Source organism: Bradyrhizobium sp. U531 (genome assembly GCF_051710265.1).
Taxonomy (GTDB): Bacteria; Pseudomonadota; Alphaproteobacteria; order Rhizobiales; family Xanthobacteraceae; genus Bradyrhizobium.
Genome location: NZ_JASVEN010000001.1, coordinates 1,924,991 through 1,946,908 on the forward strand (window position 1 = coordinate 1,924,991; position 21,918 = coordinate 1,946,908).

A 21,918-nucleotide genomic window follows, 5' to 3' on the forward strand; every position below is an offset into this window, starting at 1 on the left:
GAGGGGTCTCTCTCGGCAGTCGCGCTCGCGGAGAGAGACCCCTCACCCGCCTCGCGTTCCGCGAGGCACCCTCTCCCACAAGGGGAGAGGGTAAGACCCCGCTCTTTGCCGCTTTTTGAGCAGCGATGGGTTGCCGGGTCAAGCCCGGCAACGACGCCTCGTCTCACGCGAAATAGATCAGGCCCAGCCACTCCGCGACCAGCGCCGGCTTGTCCTCGCCCTCGATCTCCACCGTCACGTTGGTGCGGGACTGCAACTCGCCGGGCTTGCGGAGCTTGGCTTCGGCCAGCACGAAACGGCCGCGGATGCGCTTGCCCGAGCGGACCGGCGAGATGAAGCGCAGCTTGTCGAAGCCGTAATTGACGCCCATCGTGGTGCCCGCAATCGCCGGCATCACCTCATAGGACATCACCGACAGCATCGACATCGTCAGGAAGCCGTGCGCGATGGTGGTGCCGAAGGCGGTCTCCTTCTTCGCGCGCTCGGGATCGACATGGATGAATTGATGATCCTCGGTCACGTCGGCATAGCTGTCGATGCGGGGCTGGTCGATCACGTGCCAGGACGACACGCCGATCTCCTTGCCGACCAGGCCCTGATAGGCCTGAAGCGTGATCGGCGCCGACTTCCAGATTTGGTTCACTTAGGTCTCACTCCGTGTTTTCGCCAGTTCCGGGAAATCCTCCTCACGGAATTCCCGGCCGCGCAGCGGATCGTTGCGATCGTCGTCGCGCTCGAGCCGTCGTAGCTGCACGCGGCGGATTTTGCCAGAGATCGTCTTCGGCAGCTCGGTGACGATTTCGAGGCGGCGGATACGCTTGAACGGCGCAAGGCGCGTGTGCAGGTGCTGGAAGATCGAGAGCGCCGTCTCCGGCGAGCGCGCCGCGCCCGAGGTCAGCAGCACGAAGGCTTTTGGGATCGCGAGCCGGATGGGATCCGGGCTCGGCACCACCGCGGCTTCGGCGACGAGCTCATGCTCGAGCAGCACGCTCTCCAGCTCGAACGGGCTGATGCGGTAGTCGGAGGATTTGAACACGTCGTCGGAGCGGCCGACGAAGGTGAGATAGCCGTCCTCGTCTTCGAACACGACATCGCCGCTGCGATAGAGCGCGCCTTCCGCACCGGCCAATTTACCATCGTCGCCCTGATAGCCCTGCATCAGGCCGGCGGGGCGGTCGGCGCCGAGCACCAGCGCCACCTCGCCCTCCTTCGCCGGGTGACCATCGGCATCGCTGACCTGCACGCGATAGCCCGGAAGCGGCCGGCCCATCGAACCGATCTTGATAGGCTGACCGGGCGAATTGCCGGCGAGCGCGGTCGTCTCGGTCTGGCCGTAGCCGTCGCGGATGGTGAGCCCCCAGGCGGCCTGCACCTGGTCGATCACCTCAGGATTGAGCGGCTCGCCGGCGCCGCAGACTTCGCGCAAGCTCACCTTGAACGACGCAAGGTTCTCTTGGATGAAGAGCCGCCACACCGTCGGCGGCGCGCACAGCGTGGTGACGCCGCAGCGGCCGACGGTGGCGAGCAGCGCTTTCGCATCGAAGCGCGGCTGGTTGACCACGAACACAGTGGCGCCCGCGTTCCACGGCGCGAAGAAGCAGCTCCAGGCATGCTTGGCCCAGCCGGGTGACGAGATGTTGAGATGGACGTCGCCGGGCTTCAGCCCGATCCAGTACATGGTCGACAGATGCCCGACGGGATAGCTGCGCTGGCTGTGCCGCACCAGCTTCGGTTTTGCCGTGGTGCCCGAGGTGAAATAGAGCAGCATCGGGTCATCGGCGTTGGTCGCACCGTCCGCCGCAAAACTCTCGGAGGCCTTTGCGGAATCATCGTAAGCGAGCCAGCCATCGGCGGCGGCGCCGACCACGATGCGCACGACATTTTCGGCACCGAGGCTTGCGAATTTCGCGACCTGGTCTTCGGCGGCGACCACCGCCTTGGCCCTGCCGCGATCCAGCCGGTCGCGCAGTTCCTCCGCCGTGAGCAACGTGGTTGCGGGAATCACGACGACGCCGAGCTTCATCGCGGCCAGCATGGTCTCCCACAGCGGAACCACATTGCCGAGCAGCAACAAGAGATGATCGCCGCGCTTCAGGCCCTGCGCGCGCAGGAAGTTCGCGACCTGGTTGGAGCGCTTCGAGAGCGCTGCGAAGGACAGCTTGGTCTGCCGATCCTGCGCGGCGTCGACGATCCAGAGCGCGGGCTGGTCCTTGGACTCCGCATTGGTGGCCAGCTCGGCGTCGAACCAGTCGAGCGCCCAGTTGAAGGGAACCGGATCCGGCCAGCGGAAGCCTTTGACCGCCGTCTGGTAATCCGTCCGGTGTTGCAGAAGGAACGCGCGCGCTTCCTGAAATGTCGTCATGATCCGGGCCCGTCGAATTGGTTTTCGAACGTAGCCCGGATGGAGCGGAGCGCAATCCGGGGCCGGCCGCGCCAGTCGAGGGAATTGTCCCGGATTTCGCTTCGCTCCATCCGGGCTACGAAGCCCCGCTATTTTCCAGCGAGGCTGCGAACGTGCTTGATAATTCCGGAAAAATCCACCCCGCCCTGACCTGCTGCGTCGAAAGACTGATAGATCTCCTGCGCATGCTTGCCGAGCGGCGTCGCCGCGCCGGCGGCCTTCGCGGCGTCCTGAGCCAGCGTCAGATCCTTCACCATCAGCGCCGAAGCGAAGCCCGGCTTGTAGTCGTTGTTCGCCGGCGAGGTCGGCACCGGACCGGGCACCGGGCAATATGTGGTCAGCGACCAGCACTGGCCCGACGAGGTCGAGGCGACGTCGAACAGCGCCTGATGCGAGAGGCCGAGCTTCTCGCCGAGCGCAAACGCCTCGCTCACGGCGATCATGGAGATGCCGAGGATCATGTTGTTGCAGATCTTGGCCGCCTGCCCCGCGCCGCCGCCGCCGCAATGGACGATCTTCTTGCCCATGTTCTCCAGCACCGGCTTTGCCGCCGCAAACGCCTTGTCGTCGCCGCCGCACATGAAGGTGAGCGTCCCGCCCTTGGCGCCGCCGGTGCCGCCGGAGACCGGCGCATCGACCGAGAGCACACCGCTCTTGGCGGCGAGCGCATGCGCGGCCCTCGCGCTCTCGACGTCGATGGTGGAGCTGTCGATGATCAGCGCGCCCCTGGTCATGGCAGGAACGACCTCGTTCCAGACACCGAGCACGTGCTTGCCTGCGGGAAGCATGGTGACGACGACATCGGCACCCTTCACCGCGCCGGCTGCGCTGTCGGCAATGCCGGCGCCGTCGGCCTTAGCCTGCGCGCGCGAGGCCTCGACGAGATCAAACGCCACCACCTTGTGGCCGGCCTTGACGAGGTTGGCCGCCATCGGGCCGCCCATGTTGCCCAGACCAATGAATGCGATCGTGGCCATTGTCGTTTCCTCCGCTAGACGTTTCGTTGATTGAAGCACGATGAAATCAGGTCGAGCGAGCTGCCGGCCTCTTCCCTTCTCCCCTTGTGGGAGAAGGTGCCTCGCGAAGCGAGGCGGATGAGGGGTTCTCTCGGCGTATGCAGCCGGAAGATGAATGCGCGGAGAGAACCCCTCACCCGGCTGCGCTCCGCGCAGCCACCCTCTCCCACAAGGGGAGAGGGTGCACCGCGATCTCGGCCGCATCGGCTCATCTCAGATATCTTTCGTTCTATGTGAACTTCAGCTCGTCCGCGCCGATCTCGGCGAGATACGGCGCAAGCATCTGCGGCGTGACGTCCTCGATTGCTTGCGGCGACCAGCTCGGGTTGCGGTCCTTGTCGATCACGGCGGCGCGCACGCCTTCGCGAAAATCGTCGCTGCGGAACACTTCCAGCGCGGCGCGATATTCGCGCACCAGGCATTCTTCGAGGCTCGTCGACGCGCGCGCGAGCCGCAGCAGCTTCAGCGTCACCACCATGCCGCGCGGCGATTTTTCACTGAGCGTCTTCAGCGTCGCAAGCGCGAATTCCGAGCCGTCGCGCTTCAGCGCCGCGACGATGTCCTCCATCCGGTCGAAGCCGAACAGCGCATCGATGACCGGCTCCTTCGCGGCCACCGGCCCGGCGGTCTCACCGGTCGCAAAGCCGCCGATGAGCTTGCCGACATCGGCGGCACTCGCACCTGCACGCACCTTCGTCAGCGCCTCGCGCAGCTCGGGCAATTTCACCGCCGGCACCACCCAATCGGCGAATTTGGCGTGGATCGCGTCCGGCCCGTTCATGGTCTGGCCGGTCAGCCCGAAATAAGTGCCGATCTCGCCCGGCGAATGCGACAGCAGATAGGTACCGCCGACATCGGGGAAGAAGCCGAGCCCGACTTCGGGCATCGCGAGCCGGGTGCAATCCGTGACGACGCGGTGGCTGGCGTGGGCGGACAGGCCGACGCCGCCGCCCATCACGATGCCGTCCATGAAGGCGACATAGGGCTTCGGGAATTTCTTGATCCGGGCGTTGAGGATGTACTCCTCGCGCCACAGGATCTTGCCGAGATCGCCGTTGACCTTCGAGCTCTCCCACAGCGTGCGGATGTCACCGCCGGCACAGAGCCCCCGCTCGCCGGAGCCTTCCAGCACGATCACCGCGACTTCAGGATCGGCCTCGAAACGGTCAAGCGCCTTCTCGATGTCGCGAAACATCTCCAGCGTGACGGCGTTGATCGCCTTGGGACGGTTGAGCCTGATGATGCCCGCCGCGCCTTCGACGCGGGCGACGAGATCGCCCTCTTCCGCCCCGGTCATCGCGCGCCCTCGATCAGTTTGCGCGCCACGATGAGCTGCATGATTTCATTGGTGCCTTCGAGGATCTGGTGCACACGCAGATCACGCACGATCTTCTCGATGCCGTACTCGCTGAGATAGCCGTAGCCGCCGTGAAGCTGCAGCGCATGGTTGGCAACCTCGAAGCCGACATCGGTGCCGAAACGCTTCGCCATGGCACACAGCATGGTGGCGTCGGGGTCCTTGCGGTCCAGCGCCGCCGCGGCGCGCCACAGGAAGGTGCGCGCGGCCTCGAGCTCGATCGCCATGTCGGCGAGCTTGAATTGCAGCGCCTGGAATTCGTCGAGGCGCTTTCCGAACGCCTTGCGCTCCTTCATGTATGCGCGCGCCTTGTCGAGCGCGGTCTGGGCACCACCGAGCGAGCACGCCGTGATGTTGAGGCGGCCGCCATCGAGGCCGGCCATCGCGATCTTGAAGCCGACACCCTCCTCGCTCAGCCGGTTGGCGACGGGCACGCGGGCGTTCTCGAAGATCACCGCGCGGGTCGGCTGCGCGTTCCAGCCCATCTTGCGCTCATTGGCGCCGAAGGAGACGCCCGGCGTCTTGCCGTCGATGACGAGGGTCGAGATGCCGCCGGGACCGTCACCGCCGGTGCGCACCATCGCGACCAAGAGATCCGTGCCGCCGGCGCCGGAGATGAACTGCTTCTGGCCGTTGAGGACGTAGTCATCGCCGTCGCGCACGGCGCGGGTGCGCAGCGCTGCCGCGTCCGAGCCGGCGCCCGGCTCGGTCAGGCAGTAACTCGCGATCAGCTCCATCGAACAGAGCTTCGGCAGCCATTTTTGGCGCTGGGTGTCGCTGCCGAAGGCATCGATCATCCAGCTCGCCATGTTGTGGATCGAGATGAAGGCCGAGGTGGTCGGACAACCTGTCGCCAGCGCCTCGAAGATCAGCGCCGCGTCGAACCGCGTCATCGCGGATCCCCCGACATCCTCGCGGATGTAGATGCCGCCCATGCCGAGCGTGGCGGCTTCGCGCATCACGTCAACGGGGAAATGCTTTTCCTCGTCCCAGCGCAGCGCATGCGGCGCGATCTTTTCCGCCGCAAACGCCAGCGCCATGTCGCGAACCGCGACCTGATCCTCGTTCAGAGCGAACTGCATGCTGGGGCCTACCCTTTCACTCCATCGTCATTGCGAGCGCAGCGAAGCAATCCAGCATCCCTCCGCGGAGACGGTCTGGATTGCTTCGTCGCAAGGGCTCCTCGCAATGACGGCTGAGCGAGTTCACTTCATCAGCGGGATCGAGAACTCCGCACCTTCCTTGACGCCGGACGGCCAACGCGAGGTCACCGTCTTGGTCTTGGTGTAGAAGCGGATCGAGTCCGGGCCGTGCTGGTTGAGATCGCCGAAGCCCGACTTCTTCCAGCCGCCGAAGGTGTAATAGGCGATCGGCACCGGGATCGGCACGTTGATGCCGACCATGCCGACGTTGACCTTGGCCGCGAAGTCGCGCGCGGCATCGCCGTCGCGGGTGAAGATGGCGACGCCGTTGCCGTAGTCGTGGTCGGACGGCAGCGCCAGCGCTTCCTTGTAGTCGTGCGCGCGCACGACCGAGAGCACCGGGCCGAAGATCTCTTCCTTGTAGATCCGCATGTCCTTGGTGACGTTGTCGAACAGCGAGCCGCCGAGATAGAAGCCCTTCTCGTAGCCCTGCATCTTGAAGCCGCGGCCGTCCACGGCCAGCGTCGCGCCTTCCTTGATGCCGATGTCGATGTAGCCCTTGACCTTCTCGACCGCCTCGCGCGTGACCAGCGGGCCGTAATCAGCCGACGGATCGATCGAGGTGCCGATCTTGAGCGACTCGACGCGCGGGATCAGCTTTTCCATCAGCCGGTCGGCGGTGGATTTGCCGACGGGAACGGCGACCGAGACGGCCATGCAGCGCTCGCCCGCCGAGCCGTAGCCCGCGCCGATCAGCGCGTCGACGGCCTGGTCCATGTCGGCGTCCGGCATGATGATGGCGTGGTTCTTGGCACCACCGAAGCACTGGCAGCGCTTGCCGGTCTGGGCGGCGCGCTCATAGATGTACTGCGCGATCGGCGTCGAGCCGACAAAGCCGACGGCCTTGATATCGGGATCGTCCAGGATGGCGTCGACCGCTTCCTTGTCGCCGTTGACGACGTTGAGGATGCCGGCCGGCAGGCCCGCCTCGATCATCAGCTCGGCGAGCAGCATCGGCACGCCGGGATCGCGCTCGGACGGCTTGAGGATGAAGGCGTTGCCGCAGGCAATCGCGGGCGCGAACTTCCACATCGGGATCATCGCCGGGAAGTTGAACGGCGTGATGCCGGCGACGACGCCGAGCGCCTGGCGCATCGAGTAGATGTCGATGCCGGGGCCGGCGCCCTCGGTGTACTCGCCCTTCATCAGGTGCGGGATGCCGCAGGCAAACTCGGCGACTTCGAGGCCGCGCTGGATGTCGCCCTTCGCATCGGGAACGGTCTTGCCGTGCTCGCGCGCCAGCAGCTCGGCGAGCTTGTCGTAGTCGCGCTGCACCAGCTCGACGAACTTCGACATGACGCGGGCGCGGCGCTGCGGGTTGGTCGCTGCCCATTCCGGCTGCGCGGCGCGGGCGTTCTCGACGGCGGCGCGGACCTCGGCCTTGGACGCCAGCGCGACCTTGGCTTGGACGTCGCCGGTCATCGGCTCGAAGACGTCGGCGGTGCGGCCCGAGGTGCCCTTAACTTCCTTGCCACCGATGAAATGTCCGACTGAACGCATGGAATGATCTCCTTGAGGCCGAGCTTGAACGCTTTGACAAATCCTATCGACCTGCATTTATTAGGATTCAAGTCTGAGATAATGCACCATAGATGTGCGAAAATGCTGGATCAAGGCGCTATCGATTGGGACGACTTTCGCTTCGTGCTGGCCATCGTGCGGGGCGGCTCGGTGTCGGCTGCGGCAAAACAGCTCGGCGTCGACCATGCGACCGTCATCCGCCGCGTCGACCGGCTGGAGAAGCACCTGTCGGCCAAGCTGTTTGACCGCCGCAAAACCGGCTACCTCCTCACCGAGGCCGGCCAACGCGTCGCCGACAGCGCCGAAGCCATGGAATCGACCATCGTCGCCAACCAGGAGCAGGTCGGCGGCTCCGTGGCGCGGCTGACCGGTACGGTGCGGATCGGCGCGCCCGACGGGTTCGGCACCGCCTTCCTGGCGCCGCGGCTGGCGCCCTTCGCCGACCGCTATCCCGACCTCGACCTGCAACTCGTCGCGACCGCCCGACTGTTCAGCCTCTCCAAGCGCGAGGCCGACATCGCCATCAGCCTGACCATGCCGAAGGAAGGCCGCATCGTCGGCCGCAAGCTGCTGGACTACCGCCTCGGGCTTTATGCCGCTCCCGCTTATCTCGACCGTTTCCCGGCCATCACCTCGCGCGAAATGCTGCCGCAGCACCGCTTCGTCGGCTACATCGAGGAGCTGCTGTTCACGCCGGAGCTCGATTACCTGCCGCAGGTGTCGCCGCGGATCTCCGCGCGTTTCCGCAGCGCCAACCTGATCGCGCAGCTCAACGCCACCCTCTCCGGCTTCGGCATCGCGGTGCTGCCCCACTTCATGGCGAGCGATTATCCGCAGCTCAAAGCCGTGCTGCCTGAGGAGATCTCGATCACCCGGACGTTCTGGATGCTGATGCACGCCGACAGCAAGGATCTCGCGCGCATACGTGCGGTCGCGGATTACGTCAGCGAGATCGTGGAGCGCGAGCGGGCGTTATTTGCGGGGCGATGAAGGTCTCGTAGGGTAGGCAAAGGCGCGAAGCGCCGTGCCCACCATCTCTTTCGGCTCGCGCGTACTCGTGGGCACGCTTCGCTTCGCCCACCCTACGGCAGCTCGCCTAATTCTTTGCCTTCTTCGCCGCCGCCTTCGGCTCGCGCTTCGTGACCTCGAGCGCGGTGTCCTTGCCCGCTTTGAGCACCTCGTCGGACAGCTCGCTGGCGCCGGCGATGCGCGAAAGCAACATGGTACCTGCCATGGTCGCCAGCGTCGCGATCGCCTGCTTGCGCGCGGCCTTGCGCGGCGTGTTCGGGATGTAGTCCGCCATCAGCTCGATCATCTCGTCGAGCTTCCCGGCGAACGCCTTGCGTGTTTTCGGGCTCTCGCGGGCGATCTCGGCGCCCAGCGCGGGGATCGAGCAGCCATGGCCGGGATTGTCCCGGTGCAGCGCCGAGAGATAGGCCTCCGCGATCAGCGTCAGCCGCTTCTCCGGCGACACCTCATCGGTGATCTTGCGCCAGTGCTCCATCGAGCGGTCCATGGCGTAGCCGAAGGCCTCGATCACCAGCGCCTCGCGGGAATCGAAATGCGCGTAGAAGCCGCCATGAGTCAGGCCGGCCTCCTTCATGAGGTCGGCGACGCCAATGCCGTGGGCGCCCTTCTCCCGCAGCCGCACCGAGGCCTTCTTCACGATGCGGTCGTGGGTTTCCTGCTTGTGTTCCCGGGAATAGCGCATGCTGGACTCATTGGATGTCGAGGGTCATCTCATAACACGCCAAGCGCGGATTGGGTGCATTAATTCATGTTAAGTTGCTGCCGATCATGGAAAACGTTGCAGTTGCATGCACCGCAAGGGCGCCCTTTCCGTCGCGGACGAAGCCTTCGGTATAGCTGGTCTGCCGCCCCAGCTTGATCACCTTGCCCTCGGCCGAGATCACCCCGGAACGGACCGAGAGCGGACGCAGGAAGGCCAGTTTCAACTCCAGCGTGACCGAGCCCTGGCCGGCCTCGAGCCGGGTCGAGATGGCGCAACCCATGGCGGTATCGAGCAGCGCCGCGGCGGTCGCACCGTGAATCAGCCCAATGGTGTTTTCGAGATCCTCGCGCGGCTCCAGTTCCATGACGATCCGCCCTGGCTCGACCACGGCCATGGTGAAGCCGATCAGCTTGGCGAAGGGCGGTGGCGGCAGGCGGCCATCGCGAATCCCCAGCATGGCATCCATGCCGGACAGGCCCATCGCCGCTTTCGCGACCGGCACAGGAACCTGCCAGTCCACCACGCGCTCGCGCCGCTGCGCCGGCGAAAACAGGTCGGGTTGATCGATGTCGGTCATGGCCACCTCTTAATATGACATACATCATACTATGCTGCGGACTTCGTGCTGGCAACTCACCCTCCTGCCCGCTTGACAAGCCGGGGTTTGGACCCGGAAGTGATCCGATCACCGCGCCTTGCGCGCCAACCAAAGTCGATCGAGATCCCACGATGGAAATGCTCAACCACCATTGCGGCGTGACGCGCGATACGCGCGGCGTCGTCCATGTCGCGATCTGCAACGCCGGCCCCCTCAACATTCTCGGCTCGCCGGTGACCGACGCCGTGCGCGAGGGCCTGCAGCAGCTTGCCTCCGACCGCAGCATCCGCGTCCTCGTGCTGCGCGGCCAGAGCGAGAAGAGCATGATCGGCGGCGCCGACATCAAGGAGATGGCGAAGCTCGAGCAGAAATCGGCCGAGGCCTTCATCAGCCGCCTGCGCGATCTCTGCGAGGCGGTGCGCCAGTTCCCCGCCCCCGTCATCGCGCGCATGCCCGGCTGGTGCCTCGGTGGCGGGCTGGAAGTCGCCGCCGCCTGCGACTTCCGCATCGCCGCGCATGATGCGCATTTCGGCATGCCGGAGGTGCGCGTCGGCATTCCCTCGGTGATCCACGCCGCCCTGCTGCCGCGCCTGATCGGCTGGGCCCGCGCGCGCTGGCTGGTGATGACGGCGGAGAACATCGATGCATCGACCGCGCTCTCCTGGGGCCTGGTCGACAAGGTCGCGGCCGAAGGCGGCCTCGATGCCGAGGTCGAGCACGTCGTGAAGGCGCTGCTCGAATGCGGCCCCGAAGCGTTGCGCTCGCAGAAGGCACTGCTGCGGCAATGGGAGGAGCTGCCGCTGACGGAGTCGGTCAATCTGAGCGTGAAAGTGTTCGGCGAGTCGTTCCTGACCGATGAGCCGACACGGCTGATGGGCGCGTTCGTGAACAGGAAGCGGTAGGCTTGTGCCTCTGCGCTGACGCGGCTCTGACCAAGCAATAGGTGTCATGCCCCGGCTTGACCGGGGCATCCAGTACGCCGCGCCTTCTCGGTTCTGGCCGCACCGCTTCTGGAATACTGGATCACCCGCCTTCGCGGGTGATGACAGCGTGCCGCGGGGTAAAGCACCTGCTCCAATCGAACGAATAAATCTCATCCGACCCACGACATTTTCTCATCCCGGCCGCGGTTGCATTTTTTGCGGCGCATCATATGATGATCATCATCTTTAAATGTCGCCGCCAAGGGAGCCCCGTCATGGCCGAAGCCGCCGATCCCGTCGTCATCGTCTCCGCCGCTCGCACCCCGCTCGGCCGTTTCATGGGCGAGCTGTCGCCGCTTGCCGCGCACAAGCTCGGCTCGCACGTGATCGGCGCGGCGCTGGAGCGGGCAAAGCTCGCGCCGGAGAAGGTGGACGAGGTCTTCATGGGCTGCGTGCTGCCCGCAGGCCAGGGCCAGGCGCCCGCACGCCAGGCCGCGCGAGCTGCCGGCCTGCCCGATGCCACCGGCGCGACCACCGTCAACAAGGTGTGCGGCTCCGGCATGAAGGCGACCATGCTGGCCCACGACATCATCCGCGCCGGCTCGGCCGAGATCGTCGTCTCCGGCGGCATGGAAAGCATGAGCAATGCACCCTATTTGCTCGCCAAGGCGCGCGGCGGCTACCGCGTCGGCCACGACCGCATCATCGACCACATGATGATGGACGGCCTGGAAGACGCCTACGAGACCGGCCGCTCCATGGGCGATTTCGGCGAGGCGACCGCGGAGGCCTACCAATTCACCCGCAACGACCAGGACGCCTATGCGATGGAGACGCTCAGCCGTGCCCGCAAGGCGGTCGAGGGCGGCGCGTTCAAGGCCGAGATCACGCCGATCACGCTGACCGAGAAGGCCGGCCCCCGCGTCATCGCCAATGACGAGCATCCGCTGAAGGTCGATCCCGCCAAGATCCCCGGCCTCAAGCCGGCATTCCGCGCCAACGGCACGATCACGCCGGCGGCTTCTTCCGCCAATGCCGACGGCGCGGCGGCGCTGGTGCTGGCGAAGCGTTCGCTGGCCGATCGGAACGGCCTGCCCGTTCTCGCCGAGATCAAGGGCCACGCCACCCACAGCCAGGAGCCGCAATGGTTCACGACGGCGCCGATCCCGGCGATCCGCAAGCTGCTCGACAAGGTCGGCTGGGCCGCTTCCGATGTCGACCTGTTCGAGATCAATGAGGCATTCGCCGTGGTGGCGATGGCAGCGCAGCGCGATCTCGGCATCCCCCGCGACAAGCTGAACATCAATGGCGGCGCCTGTGCGCTCGGCCACCCGATCGGCGCCACCGGCGCGCGACTGATCGTGACGCTGCTGCATGCGCTCGAGGCCAACAACCTCAAGCGCGGTGTCGCCGCGCTCTGCATCGGCGGCGGCGAGGCGACGGCGATCGCGGTGGAGCGGCTCGCGCACTAGCCCTGGCGTCCGAAATTGAGGGAAGTCTGTCATTTTAGACTTCCCGAAACTGTGCCAAACAGGAAGCATGACGCGGGTCCTCGCGGGACTCGCCAACACGATTGAGGCCCAATGATCTCGAACTGGCTCGCGGCTGCACTCTCCCGCCGCAACATTCATTATGGCTGGGTGATGGTCGGCGTGACCTTCCTCGCCGCGCTGATCAGCGCCGGCACGGTCGGCGCGCCCGGCGTGTTCATCGTGCCCTTGCAGAAGGAGTTCGGCTGGAGCACGGCGGAAATCTCCTCTGCGCTGTCGATCCGCTTCATCCTGTTCGGGCTGATGGCGCCGTTCGCGGCCGCCCTGCTCAACCGCTATGGCCTGCGCAACGTCACGCTCACCGCGCAGCTCATCGTGGTCTCGGCGCTCGTGCTCTCGCTCGGCATGACCGAAGTCTGGCAGCTCGTGGCGCTGTGGGGCGTGGTGATCGGCATCGGCACCGGCATGACCGCGCTGGTGCTGGGCGCCACCATCGCCACGCGCTGGTTCGCGGCACGACGCGGCCTCGTGGTCGGCATCATGACCGCGAGCGTCGCCACCGGCCAGCTCGTGTTCCTGCCGCTGCTGGCAAGCCTCACCGAACGCTATGGCTGGCGGCTGGCGCTCGGCTTCGTCTGCGTCATGCTCGGCGTATCCGCATTCGCCGTGCTGATGGTGATGCGCGACCGGCCGAGCGATGTCGGCCTGCGCCCGCTCGGCGACGAAGGCACCGAGCCCCTGCCCGCCCCGCCAGTCAATCACGGCTCGATCACGGCGGTGGCGCTCGGCACATTGCGCGACGCCTCGAAGTCGACCGCGTTTTGGATCCTGTTCGCGACCTTCTTCGTCTGCGGCGCCTCCACCAACGGCCTCGTCCAGGTGCACCTGATCCCGATGTGCCTTGATTTCGGCATCCCGCAGGTGCAGGCGGCGAGCCTGCTGGCCGCGATGGGCATCTTCGACTTCTTCGGCACGATCATGTCGGGCTGGCTGTCGGACCGCTACGACAACCGCTATCTGCTGTTCTGGTATTACGGCCTGCGCGGGTTGTCGCTGATCTTCCTGCCCTTCAGCGATTTCTCGTTCTATGGCCTCTCCATCTTCGCGATGTTCTACGGGCTCGACTGGATCGCGACCGTGCCGCCGACGGTGCGCCTTACCGCGCAGAAATTCGGACCCGAGCGCGCCAATCTGGTGTTCGGCTGGATTTTTGCCGGCCACCAGCTCGGCGCCGGCACCGCCGCCTTCGGTGCGGGCTTCTCGCGAACGGTCTATCAGAGTTATCTGCCCGCGTTCTTCATCGCCGGCGCGCTCTGCGTGTTCGCCGCGCTGATCGTGCTGGCGCTGTCGCGGCAACCGAAGCCGCAGCCGAAACCTGCCATGGCTTAGCACCCTGGCCTAGTACCTGATTGTGGTGGTGACGCCGAACACCGCGGCGTCACCAATGCGCGAGATCCCGGTCGGATCGCCCGGATTCGGGATTCCGCCCGAGGGGCGGAAGACATATTGAAAGTAAGGCGCGACCAGCCAGCCCGGCTTGATATGCGCTTCGTAAATCATCTCGATCAGTGTCTCGTTACTCCGTACCGGGCTCTGAACGCCGGTGAAGAACCGCGTCTCCAGATCGAGATTGCGCGCGGTGTTCGATATCCGCATGTAGGCGGCCGCCACGCCGAACCGGTCGAGCGGACGGCCGGGCACCAGGCCAACGAAGCCGATGCCGCCGTCGAGATAGAGGTCGATCAGGTTGCGGTCCGGCGGGCTGTAGGCGATGCGGCCGAACGCCGTGATGCCGGGGAGCGAAGCCGAGGTGCTGTTCTCGGTGACCGACGGCGGCCGATAGAGCACCTGTTCGATCACCGCAAAGAGCCCGTAATTGCCGCGAAGTTTCGCAGGGATCCCGCTTCCGCCGGGATCGGCGGTCGACATTCCCTCCGCCGTGAAACGCTGGCTGTCGAATGAGCCGTAATGCTTCCAGGCGCCCGGCGTAAAATTGCCGGCGAGCGGACGTCCTCCGACATCGATGTCGTAGTTGAAGCGAACCTGCCCAATCACCCAGGGCGGATCGTTGACGCGGAATGCCAGGCCGTGATGATCGCGCAACTGCGGATCGGCATCGCCCGGTCCCGACGGATCGCCGTTGAACACCGCCCCGAACGCCGTGATCGTGTCCGTCAGCGCGGCCCTGATGCGAATGCCGGGGACTGCGATCGGTGGCGCCGGGCCGCCGGCCGGAAGGTTGCTCGCCTTGATCGCAGGCCAGCCGAAGGTGCCGTTGACGAAGAGATCGTCGGTCTGGCTGTCGAAGAACTCGACGTCGGCGGCCTGCTGGCCGGCCCGGATGTTGAGGCGGTCGTTGAAAAAGCTCTGCTCGAAATACGCATTGTAGAGCCGCTGGTCGGGCAGTGCCTCGATCTCGCTGATGGTGGCGAGGTTTTGCAAATTGTTGCGGGAGAGGCCCCGGCCGTAGATCACGAGCGCATTGGCGTAGAAGCGCCCGCCAGTCCAGCCGACCAGCTTGTCGAGATCGGCGTCGACCGACAGATCGAGCCGGCCGAAATGGATGGCGCCGCGCTTGACGCCGCCGGTGACGTTGCCGATGTTGTCGGCGATATAGGTGGCGCCGAAGTTGAGGCCCTTGTCGGCGAGACCGTCGTGCCACTCGTTGAACCATTTCGGCGCCAGCCAAGCGGCCGCGCTCTCGTCCTTGGCGCCGGCGAATGCACCGGTGCTCGCCGCCATGCAGGTCAGCGCGATCGCCAGGGTTTTTCGGGCACTCCAACTCACGATCGATGCGCGCTATCTGAAGATGCCCGTGCGTCGCATGAACAGATAGGCCGCACCGACGGATGAGGCCATCAACACCGCCGCATAGAGGAATCCGCTTTCGACGTCAGTCAGCGGCAGGCCCTTCGTGTTCATGCCGAAAATGCCGGTGATCAGCGTCGGCGGGAGCAGCAGCGAGGTCACGATGGAGAGCGTGGGGAGATGGCGATTGCTCTCCTCCTCGTTCTTGAAGCGTAGCTCCTCCTCGAGCAGGCGGCTGCGCTCCCTGAGCTCGACGATGTCGTGATCGAGCCCGTCGAGCCGCTGCGCCAGCTTGCCGGCGTGGATGCGCAACGCGGGCGAAAGACGATCCGTGTTCTTCTGGTCGAGCCGATGGAACAGCACGCGCAGGCCGATAAGCTGGCGATGCAGCCGGACGCAGGTCCGGCGCAGGCGACCGAGGTTGCGGCGCATCTCCGGCCTGACCTCGTCCGCGAGGATCCGCTCCTCGATGTCGTCGATCTCCAGGCCGAGCTTGTCGGCCATCCGATCCAGCGTGTCGGCGACCTCGTCGACGATCTTTTCCAGGAGGTGGGCGACATTGTCGACGCGGTAGCCGCCTTCGAGCACGCGCCGCGTCGCATCCGCCGCGCATAGCGCCTGATGGCGACCGCTGACCAGCAAGCGCTCGGTCATGGCGAAGCGCAGGAAGGCGGTCTCCTCTGTCGCGCTGTCGATGTCGCGAACGAGATCGGAGAACACGCCGTAGACGCAATGGTCGACGACGTGAAGCTGCTGGAAGGTGTCGTTCGAGAGCAGCAGCTCGCGCGCAAGCGGCGGCAGCGTCGATGCCGCGATCCACGGGCGCACGCGACCGTCGGTCAAGTTGAAATGCAGCCAGAGGCGGCCGTCATGGCTGAACTCGATCGGCCGGTCGATCGGCAGCGGCTCGGCACTGCCGTCGCCGTGCAGGCGGAACGCCCAGACCAGGCCGGGAACGGCGGGATCGGCGTTCTCGATCGCGCTGACACGCGCCGCAGGCTCGGCCATGATCACCCTCAACCGCCAACGACTGCCCACTCCGGAAGACGGCTGACGGCATCTTCTTCCGGACCCACGCGGGCTACTCAATTACGTCAGTGTTACAGCTTGATGATGGGGCCCGATCCCGCCGCCGGTAGCGTCGACGCCAGCCACCGTGGGGCGAGCGCGGCCACCGCCTCCCGGCCCGCGTCTCGTGACGATCGCGAAACGCCCCTTGCGGCGGGCAGGATGCGCGAGACATACGGCATATCCGAATTCTTGTAAAGCGAATTTTGGAGCTGGCCCGGCGACAAGCGACAGAGCAAGCGCAGGGGGCGCTCAAAAAAACGAGAAAACAACCCCATGCACAGTAGCCGAGACCAGTGAGATCAATGGCTTGGAGGAGATGCGGAGCAGGCGGCTCACAGGGTTATGGTCTGGCAGCTTTCCCCGCAGCACATCCTTCGAGACGCCCGCCTCCGGCGGGCCCTCAGGATGAGGACCGAGTGTGTGGCCGTGGCTCCGACAAGCTCCTATGCCGCTTGGCCTCATCCTGAGGAGGCGCGTCAGCGCCGTCTCGAAGGACGAGGCGCGCGCTCAGGTCTCGCGAAATGCCATACGCGATTTCCTACCCCGGCCCCGGCAGGTTGCCTGCGAACTGCGGATAGCATTCGCGCAGCTCTTCGCGAATCCGGTCGCGCATCAACGCCAACGTCGCCTGGTCCGGCAACGGGGTCGTGACCTCGCATTGCTCGTTGTCGTAGGCGAAGCCGGTCGTGCCGCGAATGTCGCGCCAGCCATAGCCGGGATGCGTGCTCTCCAGGCGAAACCGTCCCGCCTCCCGGTCGAAGGAAAACAACGCCGCATTGGTTAGCAGGGCATGCGGGCCGCCGCGCCGATAGACGGTCTCGTCGGTGACCCCAGGGGCGGACACGAAGTCCACGCGTTCCACCAGGGATCGCAGGCTGTGCTCCTCGCGGAACAGGATGACGCGCGGAACGAGGAAATACAAATAGGCCGAGCCGAACGAGCCGGGCCACCTGACCGGATTGTTCGGATAGTCGCCGGTGCCGACGAGATTGACGTTGCCGCGACCGTCGATCTGGCCGCCGCCGAGGAAGAAGGCATCGAGCCGTCCCTGCGCGGCGCAATCGAACAATTCCTCGGCGCCGCCGGTGAACGCGTTGTGCTTGACCGACCCGAGGATCGAGACCTGCACGCGCTCCGCTCCGTCGCGCTCGTTGAGTGCGCGCAGCAGCATCGCGCCGGCGGCCGGCATCGGCGACGACTGACCGACCGCGACGTGCCGCACGCCCTTCAGCAGCCGGGAGATCGTGTAGATCATCAGCTCACGGCTGGTGCACGCCTCGCTCATGCCGCGCTCCCCGCGCCCCGGATGTAGGCCTGGAAGCCCTCCAGCGAGCGCGCCGCGCGCGCGTATTTTTCGACTTCCTGCCCGTCCCTCGGATATTCGGCGTAAAGCCCGGTCGGCCATCCGCCCTTTTCCAGCTTTGCCACCGCGCTGACATAGATCGCGGGCAAGACGCCGGCGGCCATCTTCTCGTCCTCGAGCAGCGACGTCTCGGAGATGCGCTCGACGGTCACGAACGCCTTCTTGGAGGCGTGGGCCAGCAGCATGGTTTCGCGCCGGCGCCCCAGCCGGACGTTGCCGAAGCGGTCCGCTTCGGGCGCGTGAAACAGGGCGATGTCGGGCTGGATCGCCGAGACCACGACGATCTTCTCGCCGTCGTCGAACGGGTTCGACGTCACCTTCCAGTCGTCGCGCTTCTTCAGCACGTCGGTGTCGATGATGCCGCGGATCGGCATGAACGGTACGCCCTTTTCCGAGGCCGTGAGGCCTGCGAACACCGCCGGGCACGTCGCATCGCGAAGGCGAATGGATCCATCGCGGACGGCCCGGCTGAAACAGGGCGCGCCACCGGCTTCGCCGAGGCTGACGGCGCTGGTCTCCAGCGTCGCCACGGCACCGGCGCCGATGAGCATATCGACCTGCATGCCGCCAATCGGCGCGCAAACCACATGGAGATCGCGAATGCCGCGATCGATCAGCATCCGAACCAGCCCTGGAGCCGCGGCGTAGTCGTCCGGCGCCAGGCCGAGCTTGCACCCTGAAGGTATCCTCTCCGCCATCTCCTGCGGCGTTACGAAGTCTGTCATCTCGTCACCTCTCCCTGGATTCCCAACCGAGGCGCCAATTCGAACGGCGCCCTATTCTTTTCCGCCCTGATCCCTTGCAACGTAGCCATCACGCGTCTGCGGCAGCTTCCAGCCCAAAACCTTGCTTGCCACCAGCGTGCGCAAGACCTGCGCCGTGCCGCCGCCGATCGTGAACATGCGGACATCGCGCGCCATGCGCTCCAGCGGAAAGTCGCGCGAATAGCCGCGGGCGCCGAACACCTGCAGCGCGTCGTTGACGATCTTGATCGCGGCTTCCGAGGCGAAGATCTTGGCCTGCGCGGCGAGCGTGGGATCGGGGAACGCGCTGCCGCCCGGCCCGCGCGACGTCGCCGCCGCGTGCAGCATCAGGCGCGATGCGGTGAGTTGCGTCTGCATGTCGGCGAGCATCCAGTGCAGGCCCTGGAATTCGCCGATCGGCCGGCCGAACTGCTCGCGCGTCTTGGCCCATGCGATGGCATGCTCCAGCGCGCCGGCGGCAATGCCCATGGCAACCGTGCCCGCGCCGACACGCTGGCTGTTATAGGCATTAATGAGATCGGCAAAGCCGCGCTTGAAGCCGGATGGCGGCAGCAGCACCATGTCCGGGGTGATCTCGAGGTCCTCGAACACGAGCTCGCCCTCAGGCATGCCGCACAGGCCCATCGTCGTCTCGCGTTTGCTGACGCGGAGCCCCTCGGCCTCGCCGCGGATGGCGAGGAAGCCGCCGACGCCGAGATCCTCTCCGCTCTCGTCGAACACGCGCGCGAAGATCAAATGCAGACGCGAGACCCCGGCACCGGTGATCCAGTGCTTCCTGCCGTTGAGTACGTAGCGGTTGCCGCGCTTGTCGGCCCGGGTCGTCATGCCGCTCGCATCGCTGCCGGCATCAGGCTCCGTGATGCAGATGGCGGGCTTGTCGCCAGCCAGGACGAGATCGGCCGCGCGCTTCTTCTGCGCGTCGGTCCCATACGCCATGACGGTCGAGATCGCGCCCATATTGGCCTCGACCACGATGCGCGCGGAGACGGTGCAGGACCGCGCGATCTCCTCGATGACCAGCACCGTGTCGAGGAAGCTCCGGCCCTCGCCGCCATATTCGGCCGGAATGGTCATGCCCATGAAGCGCTCGGCCTTCAGCGCCGCGACGACGTCCCACGGATAGTCGCGCGATGTATCGATGTCGGCGGCACGGCCGCGGATCGTCCCGTCGGAGAGCGCCGCGGCCCTCTCCTTCAAGGCCAATTGCTGGGATGAGAGCTCCATGTCCCGTTCTCCATGTCAGCGGACGAGAAGTCCTGCCGAGCGGTGTGTCAGCCGCGTCCCATGCTGTAGAACTCCGGATTCGGCCGCATGCTGGTGACGTTGGCGAGCCGATTGGAGAGGCCAAAAAAGGCCGTGATCGCGGTGATGTCCCACATGTCCTCTTCCGTGAACCCGTGCGATTTCAACTGAGCGAAGTCGGATTCCGAAACCTTGTAGGCCTCCGTCGAGACGCGCACCGCGAAATCGAGCATCGCCTTCTGCCGCTCGGTGATGTCGGCCTTGCGGTAGTTGACCGCGACCTGGTCGGCGATCAGCGGGTCCTTGGCGCGGATGCGCAGGATCGCGCCATGCGCGATGACGCAATACTGGCACTGATTGAGATTACTGGTCGCCACCACGATCATCTCGCGCTCGGCCTTGGTGAGGTTGCCGGGCTTGTCCATGAGCGCATCATGGTAGGCGAAGAACGCGCGAAACTCGTCCGGCCGGTGCGCGAGCACGAGAAACACGTTCGGAATGAATCCGGACTTCTCCTGGACGGCCAGGATGCGGGTGCGGATGTCGTCCGGCATGTCGGCGAGATCAGGGACGGGAAAGCGGCTGATGGCAGGTGCCTGGGTCATGGCCTGGGGATCCTCACGGGCTAGTCGATGGAAATCGGTACGATCACGCGTCCCCGAACCGCGCCGGCAATGAGACGGTCCGCGACGGGGATGCAGTCTTCGAGGGAAACGCGCTCCGTCATGGCGTCGAGCCGATGCAGGTCGAGATCGCGGGCAAGCCGCTGCCACGCCTCGCGGCGCTCCTCGCGCGGACACATCACGCTGTCGATCCCGACCAGCGTGACACCGCGCAGGATGAAGGGCGCAACGGTGGCTGGAAAGCTCATGCCCGCGGCAAGGCCGCAGGCCGCGACGACGCCGCGATATTTCATCGACGCGCAGACATTGGCGAGCACCTGCCCGCCGGCGACGTCGACCGCGCCGGCCCATTGCTCTTTCGCCAGCGGCTTGCCGGGCTCGCTGAACAGCGATCGCGGCAGGATTCGCTTGGCGCCAAGGCGCGATAGGTAATCGCTCTCCTCCGCGCGGCCCGTCACGGCGACCACGTCATAACCGAGCTTCGCCAGCAGCGCCGTCGCAACGCTGCCGACGCCGCCGGCAGCGCCCGTCACCAGCACCTCGCCGGAGCCGGGCCTGATGCCGTGACGCTCCAGCGCCATCACGCAGAGCGCGGCGGTGTAGCCGGCCGTTCCGATGCTCATGGCCTGCGCGAAGGAAAAAGCAGGCTCGAGCGGGATCAGCCAGTCGCTCTTGACGCGGGCCAACTCGGCCAGACCGCCCCAATGCTGCTCGCCGACGCCCCAGCCGTTCAGCACGACCTTGTCGCCGCGCTTGAACTCGGGCGACGTGGAGTCCTCGACCGTGCCCGCAAAGTCGATGCCGGGCACCATCGGAAACTTGCGGACCACCGGGCTCTTTCCCGTGATGGCCAGCGCATCCTTGTAGTTCAGGGTCGAACAGGCGACCCGCACGGTGACATCGGCCTCGGGCAGCCGGTCGCGCGAAAGCTCGGCCAGCCCGACGGACTGCTTGCCGCCTTCATTCTCGATCAGGATGGCTCGGAAACTATTGCTCACAATCGCGGGTCCTCATGTCCTTGGCCTCGATCATCGACAGGAAGCCGCGCGCGAACACGTCGAGCGCATCGGGGCGCCGTTCAAGCTTGGCGCGCAGCACCGCCCCCTCCCAGCCGATCCAGAAAAAATGCGCGAGGCTATCGCAATCAACGCTTCCAGGGATGTCGCCAGCCGCCTGCGCCGCGCGGAGGCAGCGCGACGTCCGCGCTTCCCAATCGCTGAAAACCGCGGCGAGGCGCTGCCGGAACGGTTCGGGCAACGCACCCATTTCCTGTCCGAGATTGCCGACGAGACAGCCGCGTCGATAGCCGTAGCGCGCCATGCCCGAGCGGGCGTCCGCGATGAAATCGCGCAGGCGCTGCAGCGGGGCGCGCTCTGAATCGTCGAACCACCGATCCAGCTTGCGCGCGAAATAGCTGGCGTAAGCGTCGATCAGCTCGAGGCCGAACGCCTCCTTGCTGCCGAAGTAATGATAGAACGAGCCCTTCGGCACGTCCGCCGCGGCCAGGATCTCCTCGACGCCGACGGCGCTGAAGCCCTTCTCCGTCAGGATCGCAAGACCCGTGCGCAGCAAGCGCGCGCGGGGCGCGTTCGGCTGCGAGTGGTCCTTCGGAGGACGACCGCGCCGACGCCGCTCTGAAACCGAGGCATGGCTGTTCATGCCGATTTATTAGACCGATCGTTTTATAAAATCAACCCCGCGGTTGAATCGGTCCCCAGCTCGGCAGGGCGACAGCGCGAGGGTGCTTCCGCGCGTGAACGCGAGCTCGCCCCTGGCGGGGCTACTTCCATGCTCGTGGGAACGATTT

General features: G+C 65.8%; 20 protein-coding genes. 4 read left to right on the top strand and 16 right to left on the bottom strand.

Annotated elements, in window-relative coordinates:
• Positions 1–163: 163 nt before the first annotated feature.
• From QRQ56_RS09515 to QRQ56_RS09540, 6 genes are all read right to left on the bottom strand, one after another.
• Entirely contained in the window at positions 164–643 is a 480-nt protein-coding gene (locus QRQ56_RS09515; protein ID WP_438739291.1) for a MaoC family dehydratase, read from the bottom strand.
• Positions 644–2,362: an AMP-binding protein gene (locus QRQ56_RS09520; RefSeq protein WP_438739293.1), complete on the bottom strand. Its 1,719-nt coding sequence runs from the start codon at positions 2,360–2,362 to the stop codon at positions 644–646.
• Between the two features lie 128 nt (positions 2,363–2,490).
• Entirely contained in the window at positions 2,491–3,621 is a 1,131-nt protein-coding gene (mmsB, locus tag QRQ56_RS09525; RefSeq protein ID WP_438739295.1) for a 3-hydroxyisobutyrate dehydrogenase, read from the bottom strand.
• A 25-nt stretch (positions 3,622–3,646) separates the two neighbouring features.
• Complete coding sequence (locus QRQ56_RS09530) at positions 3,647–4,714, bottom strand: enoyl-CoA hydratase/isomerase family protein (protein ID WP_438739296.1); 1,068 nt, start codon at positions 4,712–4,714, stop codon at positions 3,647–3,649.
• Positions 4,711–5,856 carry an isobutyryl-CoA dehydrogenase gene (locus QRQ56_RS09535; RefSeq protein ID WP_438739298.1) on the bottom strand — a complete coding sequence of 382 codons (1,146 nt, stop codon included), beginning with the start codon at positions 5,854–5,856 and terminating at the stop codon, positions 4,711–4,713. The genes QRQ56_RS09530 and QRQ56_RS09535 overlap by 4 nt, the downstream gene beginning before the upstream one ends.
• A 123-nt stretch (positions 5,857–5,979) precedes the next feature.
• Positions 5,980–7,476: a CoA-acylating methylmalonate-semialdehyde dehydrogenase gene (locus QRQ56_RS09540; protein WP_438739300.1), complete on the bottom strand. Its 1,497-nt coding sequence runs from the start codon at positions 7,474–7,476 to the stop codon at positions 5,980–5,982.
• Positions 7,477–7,578: 102 nt separating this feature from the next.
• Between QRQ56_RS09540 and QRQ56_RS09545 the strand changes: the two genes are divergently transcribed.
• Positions 7,579–8,487, top strand: a complete 909-nt coding sequence (locus QRQ56_RS09545; RefSeq protein WP_438740132.1) for a LysR family transcriptional regulator — start codon at positions 7,579–7,581, stop codon at positions 8,485–8,487.
• A 106-nt stretch (positions 8,488–8,593) separates the two neighbouring features.
• Here QRQ56_RS09545 and QRQ56_RS09550 read toward each other — a convergent pair whose 3' ends face one another.
• On the bottom strand, positions 8,594–9,208 hold the full coding sequence (locus tag QRQ56_RS09550; protein WP_438739302.1) for a TetR/AcrR family transcriptional regulator: 615 nt from the start codon (positions 9,206–9,208) through the stop codon (positions 8,594–8,596).
• A 64-nt stretch (positions 9,209–9,272) separates the two neighbouring features.
• Complete coding sequence (locus QRQ56_RS09555) at positions 9,273–9,806, bottom strand: PaaI family thioesterase (protein ID WP_438739304.1); 534 nt, start codon at positions 9,804–9,806, stop codon at positions 9,273–9,275.
• Between the two features lie 152 nt (positions 9,807–9,958).
• On the opposite strand from QRQ56_RS09555, the gene QRQ56_RS09560 reads away from it, so the two are divergent.
• The 3 genes from QRQ56_RS09560 to QRQ56_RS09570 all read left to right on the top strand — a co-directional run bounded on the left by QRQ56_RS09560 (position 9,959) and on the right by QRQ56_RS09570 (position 13,629).
• Positions 9,959–10,729 carry an enoyl-CoA hydratase gene (locus QRQ56_RS09560; protein WP_438739305.1) on the top strand — a complete coding sequence of 257 codons (771 nt, stop codon included), beginning with the start codon at positions 9,959–9,961 and terminating at the stop codon, positions 10,727–10,729.
• A gap of 296 nt (positions 10,730–11,025) precedes the next feature.
• Positions 11,026–12,222, top strand: a complete 1,197-nt coding sequence (locus QRQ56_RS09565) for an acetyl-CoA C-acyltransferase (protein WP_438739307.1) — start codon at positions 11,026–11,028, stop codon at positions 12,220–12,222.
• 111 nt (positions 12,223–12,333) lie between these two features.
• Positions 12,334–13,629, top strand: coding sequence for an MFS transporter (locus QRQ56_RS09570; protein ID WP_438739309.1), 1,296 nt, complete (start codon positions 12,334–12,336; stop codon positions 13,627–13,629).
• A gap of 9 nt (positions 13,630–13,638) precedes the next feature.
• On the opposite strand, the gene QRQ56_RS09575 is transcribed toward QRQ56_RS09570, so the two are convergent.
• The 8 genes from QRQ56_RS09575 to acuR form a co-directional block, all read right to left on the bottom strand.
• Positions 13,639–14,982, bottom strand: coding sequence for a carbohydrate porin (locus tag QRQ56_RS09575; protein WP_438740133.1), 1,344 nt, complete (start codon positions 14,980–14,982; stop codon positions 13,639–13,641).
• Between the two features lie 57 nt (positions 14,983–15,039).
• Positions 15,040–16,056 (bottom strand): transporter, encoded by a 1,017-nt coding sequence (locus tag QRQ56_RS09580; protein WP_438739310.1) that lies wholly within the window; start codon positions 16,054–16,056, stop codon positions 15,040–15,042.
• Positions 16,057–16,657: 601 nt separating this feature from the next.
• Positions 16,658–17,404 carry a CoA-transferase gene (locus QRQ56_RS09585; RefSeq protein WP_438739312.1) on the bottom strand — a complete coding sequence of 249 codons (747 nt, stop codon included), beginning with the start codon at positions 17,402–17,404 and terminating at the stop codon, positions 16,658–16,660.
• Positions 17,401–18,207, bottom strand: a complete 807-nt coding sequence (locus QRQ56_RS09590; RefSeq protein WP_438739314.1) for a CoA transferase subunit A — start codon at positions 18,205–18,207, stop codon at positions 17,401–17,403. Before QRQ56_RS09590 ends, QRQ56_RS09585 begins: the two co-directional genes overlap by 4 nt.
• Before the next feature lie 51 nt (positions 18,208–18,258).
• Positions 18,259–19,470: a 3-sulfinopropanoyl-CoA desulfinase gene (acdA, locus tag QRQ56_RS09595; RefSeq protein WP_438739316.1), complete on the bottom strand. Its 1,212-nt coding sequence runs from the start codon at positions 19,468–19,470 to the stop codon at positions 18,259–18,261.
• Positions 19,471–19,517: 47 nt separating this feature from the next.
• Positions 19,518–20,093: a peroxidase-related enzyme gene (locus QRQ56_RS09600; protein ID WP_438739318.1), complete on the bottom strand. Its 576-nt coding sequence runs from the start codon at positions 20,091–20,093 to the stop codon at positions 19,518–19,520.
• 20 nt (positions 20,094–20,113) lie between these two features.
• Complete coding sequence (gene acuI / locus QRQ56_RS09605) at positions 20,114–21,109, bottom strand: acrylyl-CoA reductase (NADPH) (protein WP_438739319.1); 996 nt, start codon at positions 21,107–21,109, stop codon at positions 20,114–20,116.
• Positions 21,099–21,770, bottom strand: a complete 672-nt coding sequence (gene acuR / locus QRQ56_RS09610; protein WP_438739321.1) for an acrylate utilization transcriptional regulator AcuR — start codon at positions 21,768–21,770, stop codon at positions 21,099–21,101. Before acuR ends, acuI begins: the two co-directional genes overlap by 11 nt.
• Positions 21,771–21,918 lie beyond the last annotated feature (148 nt).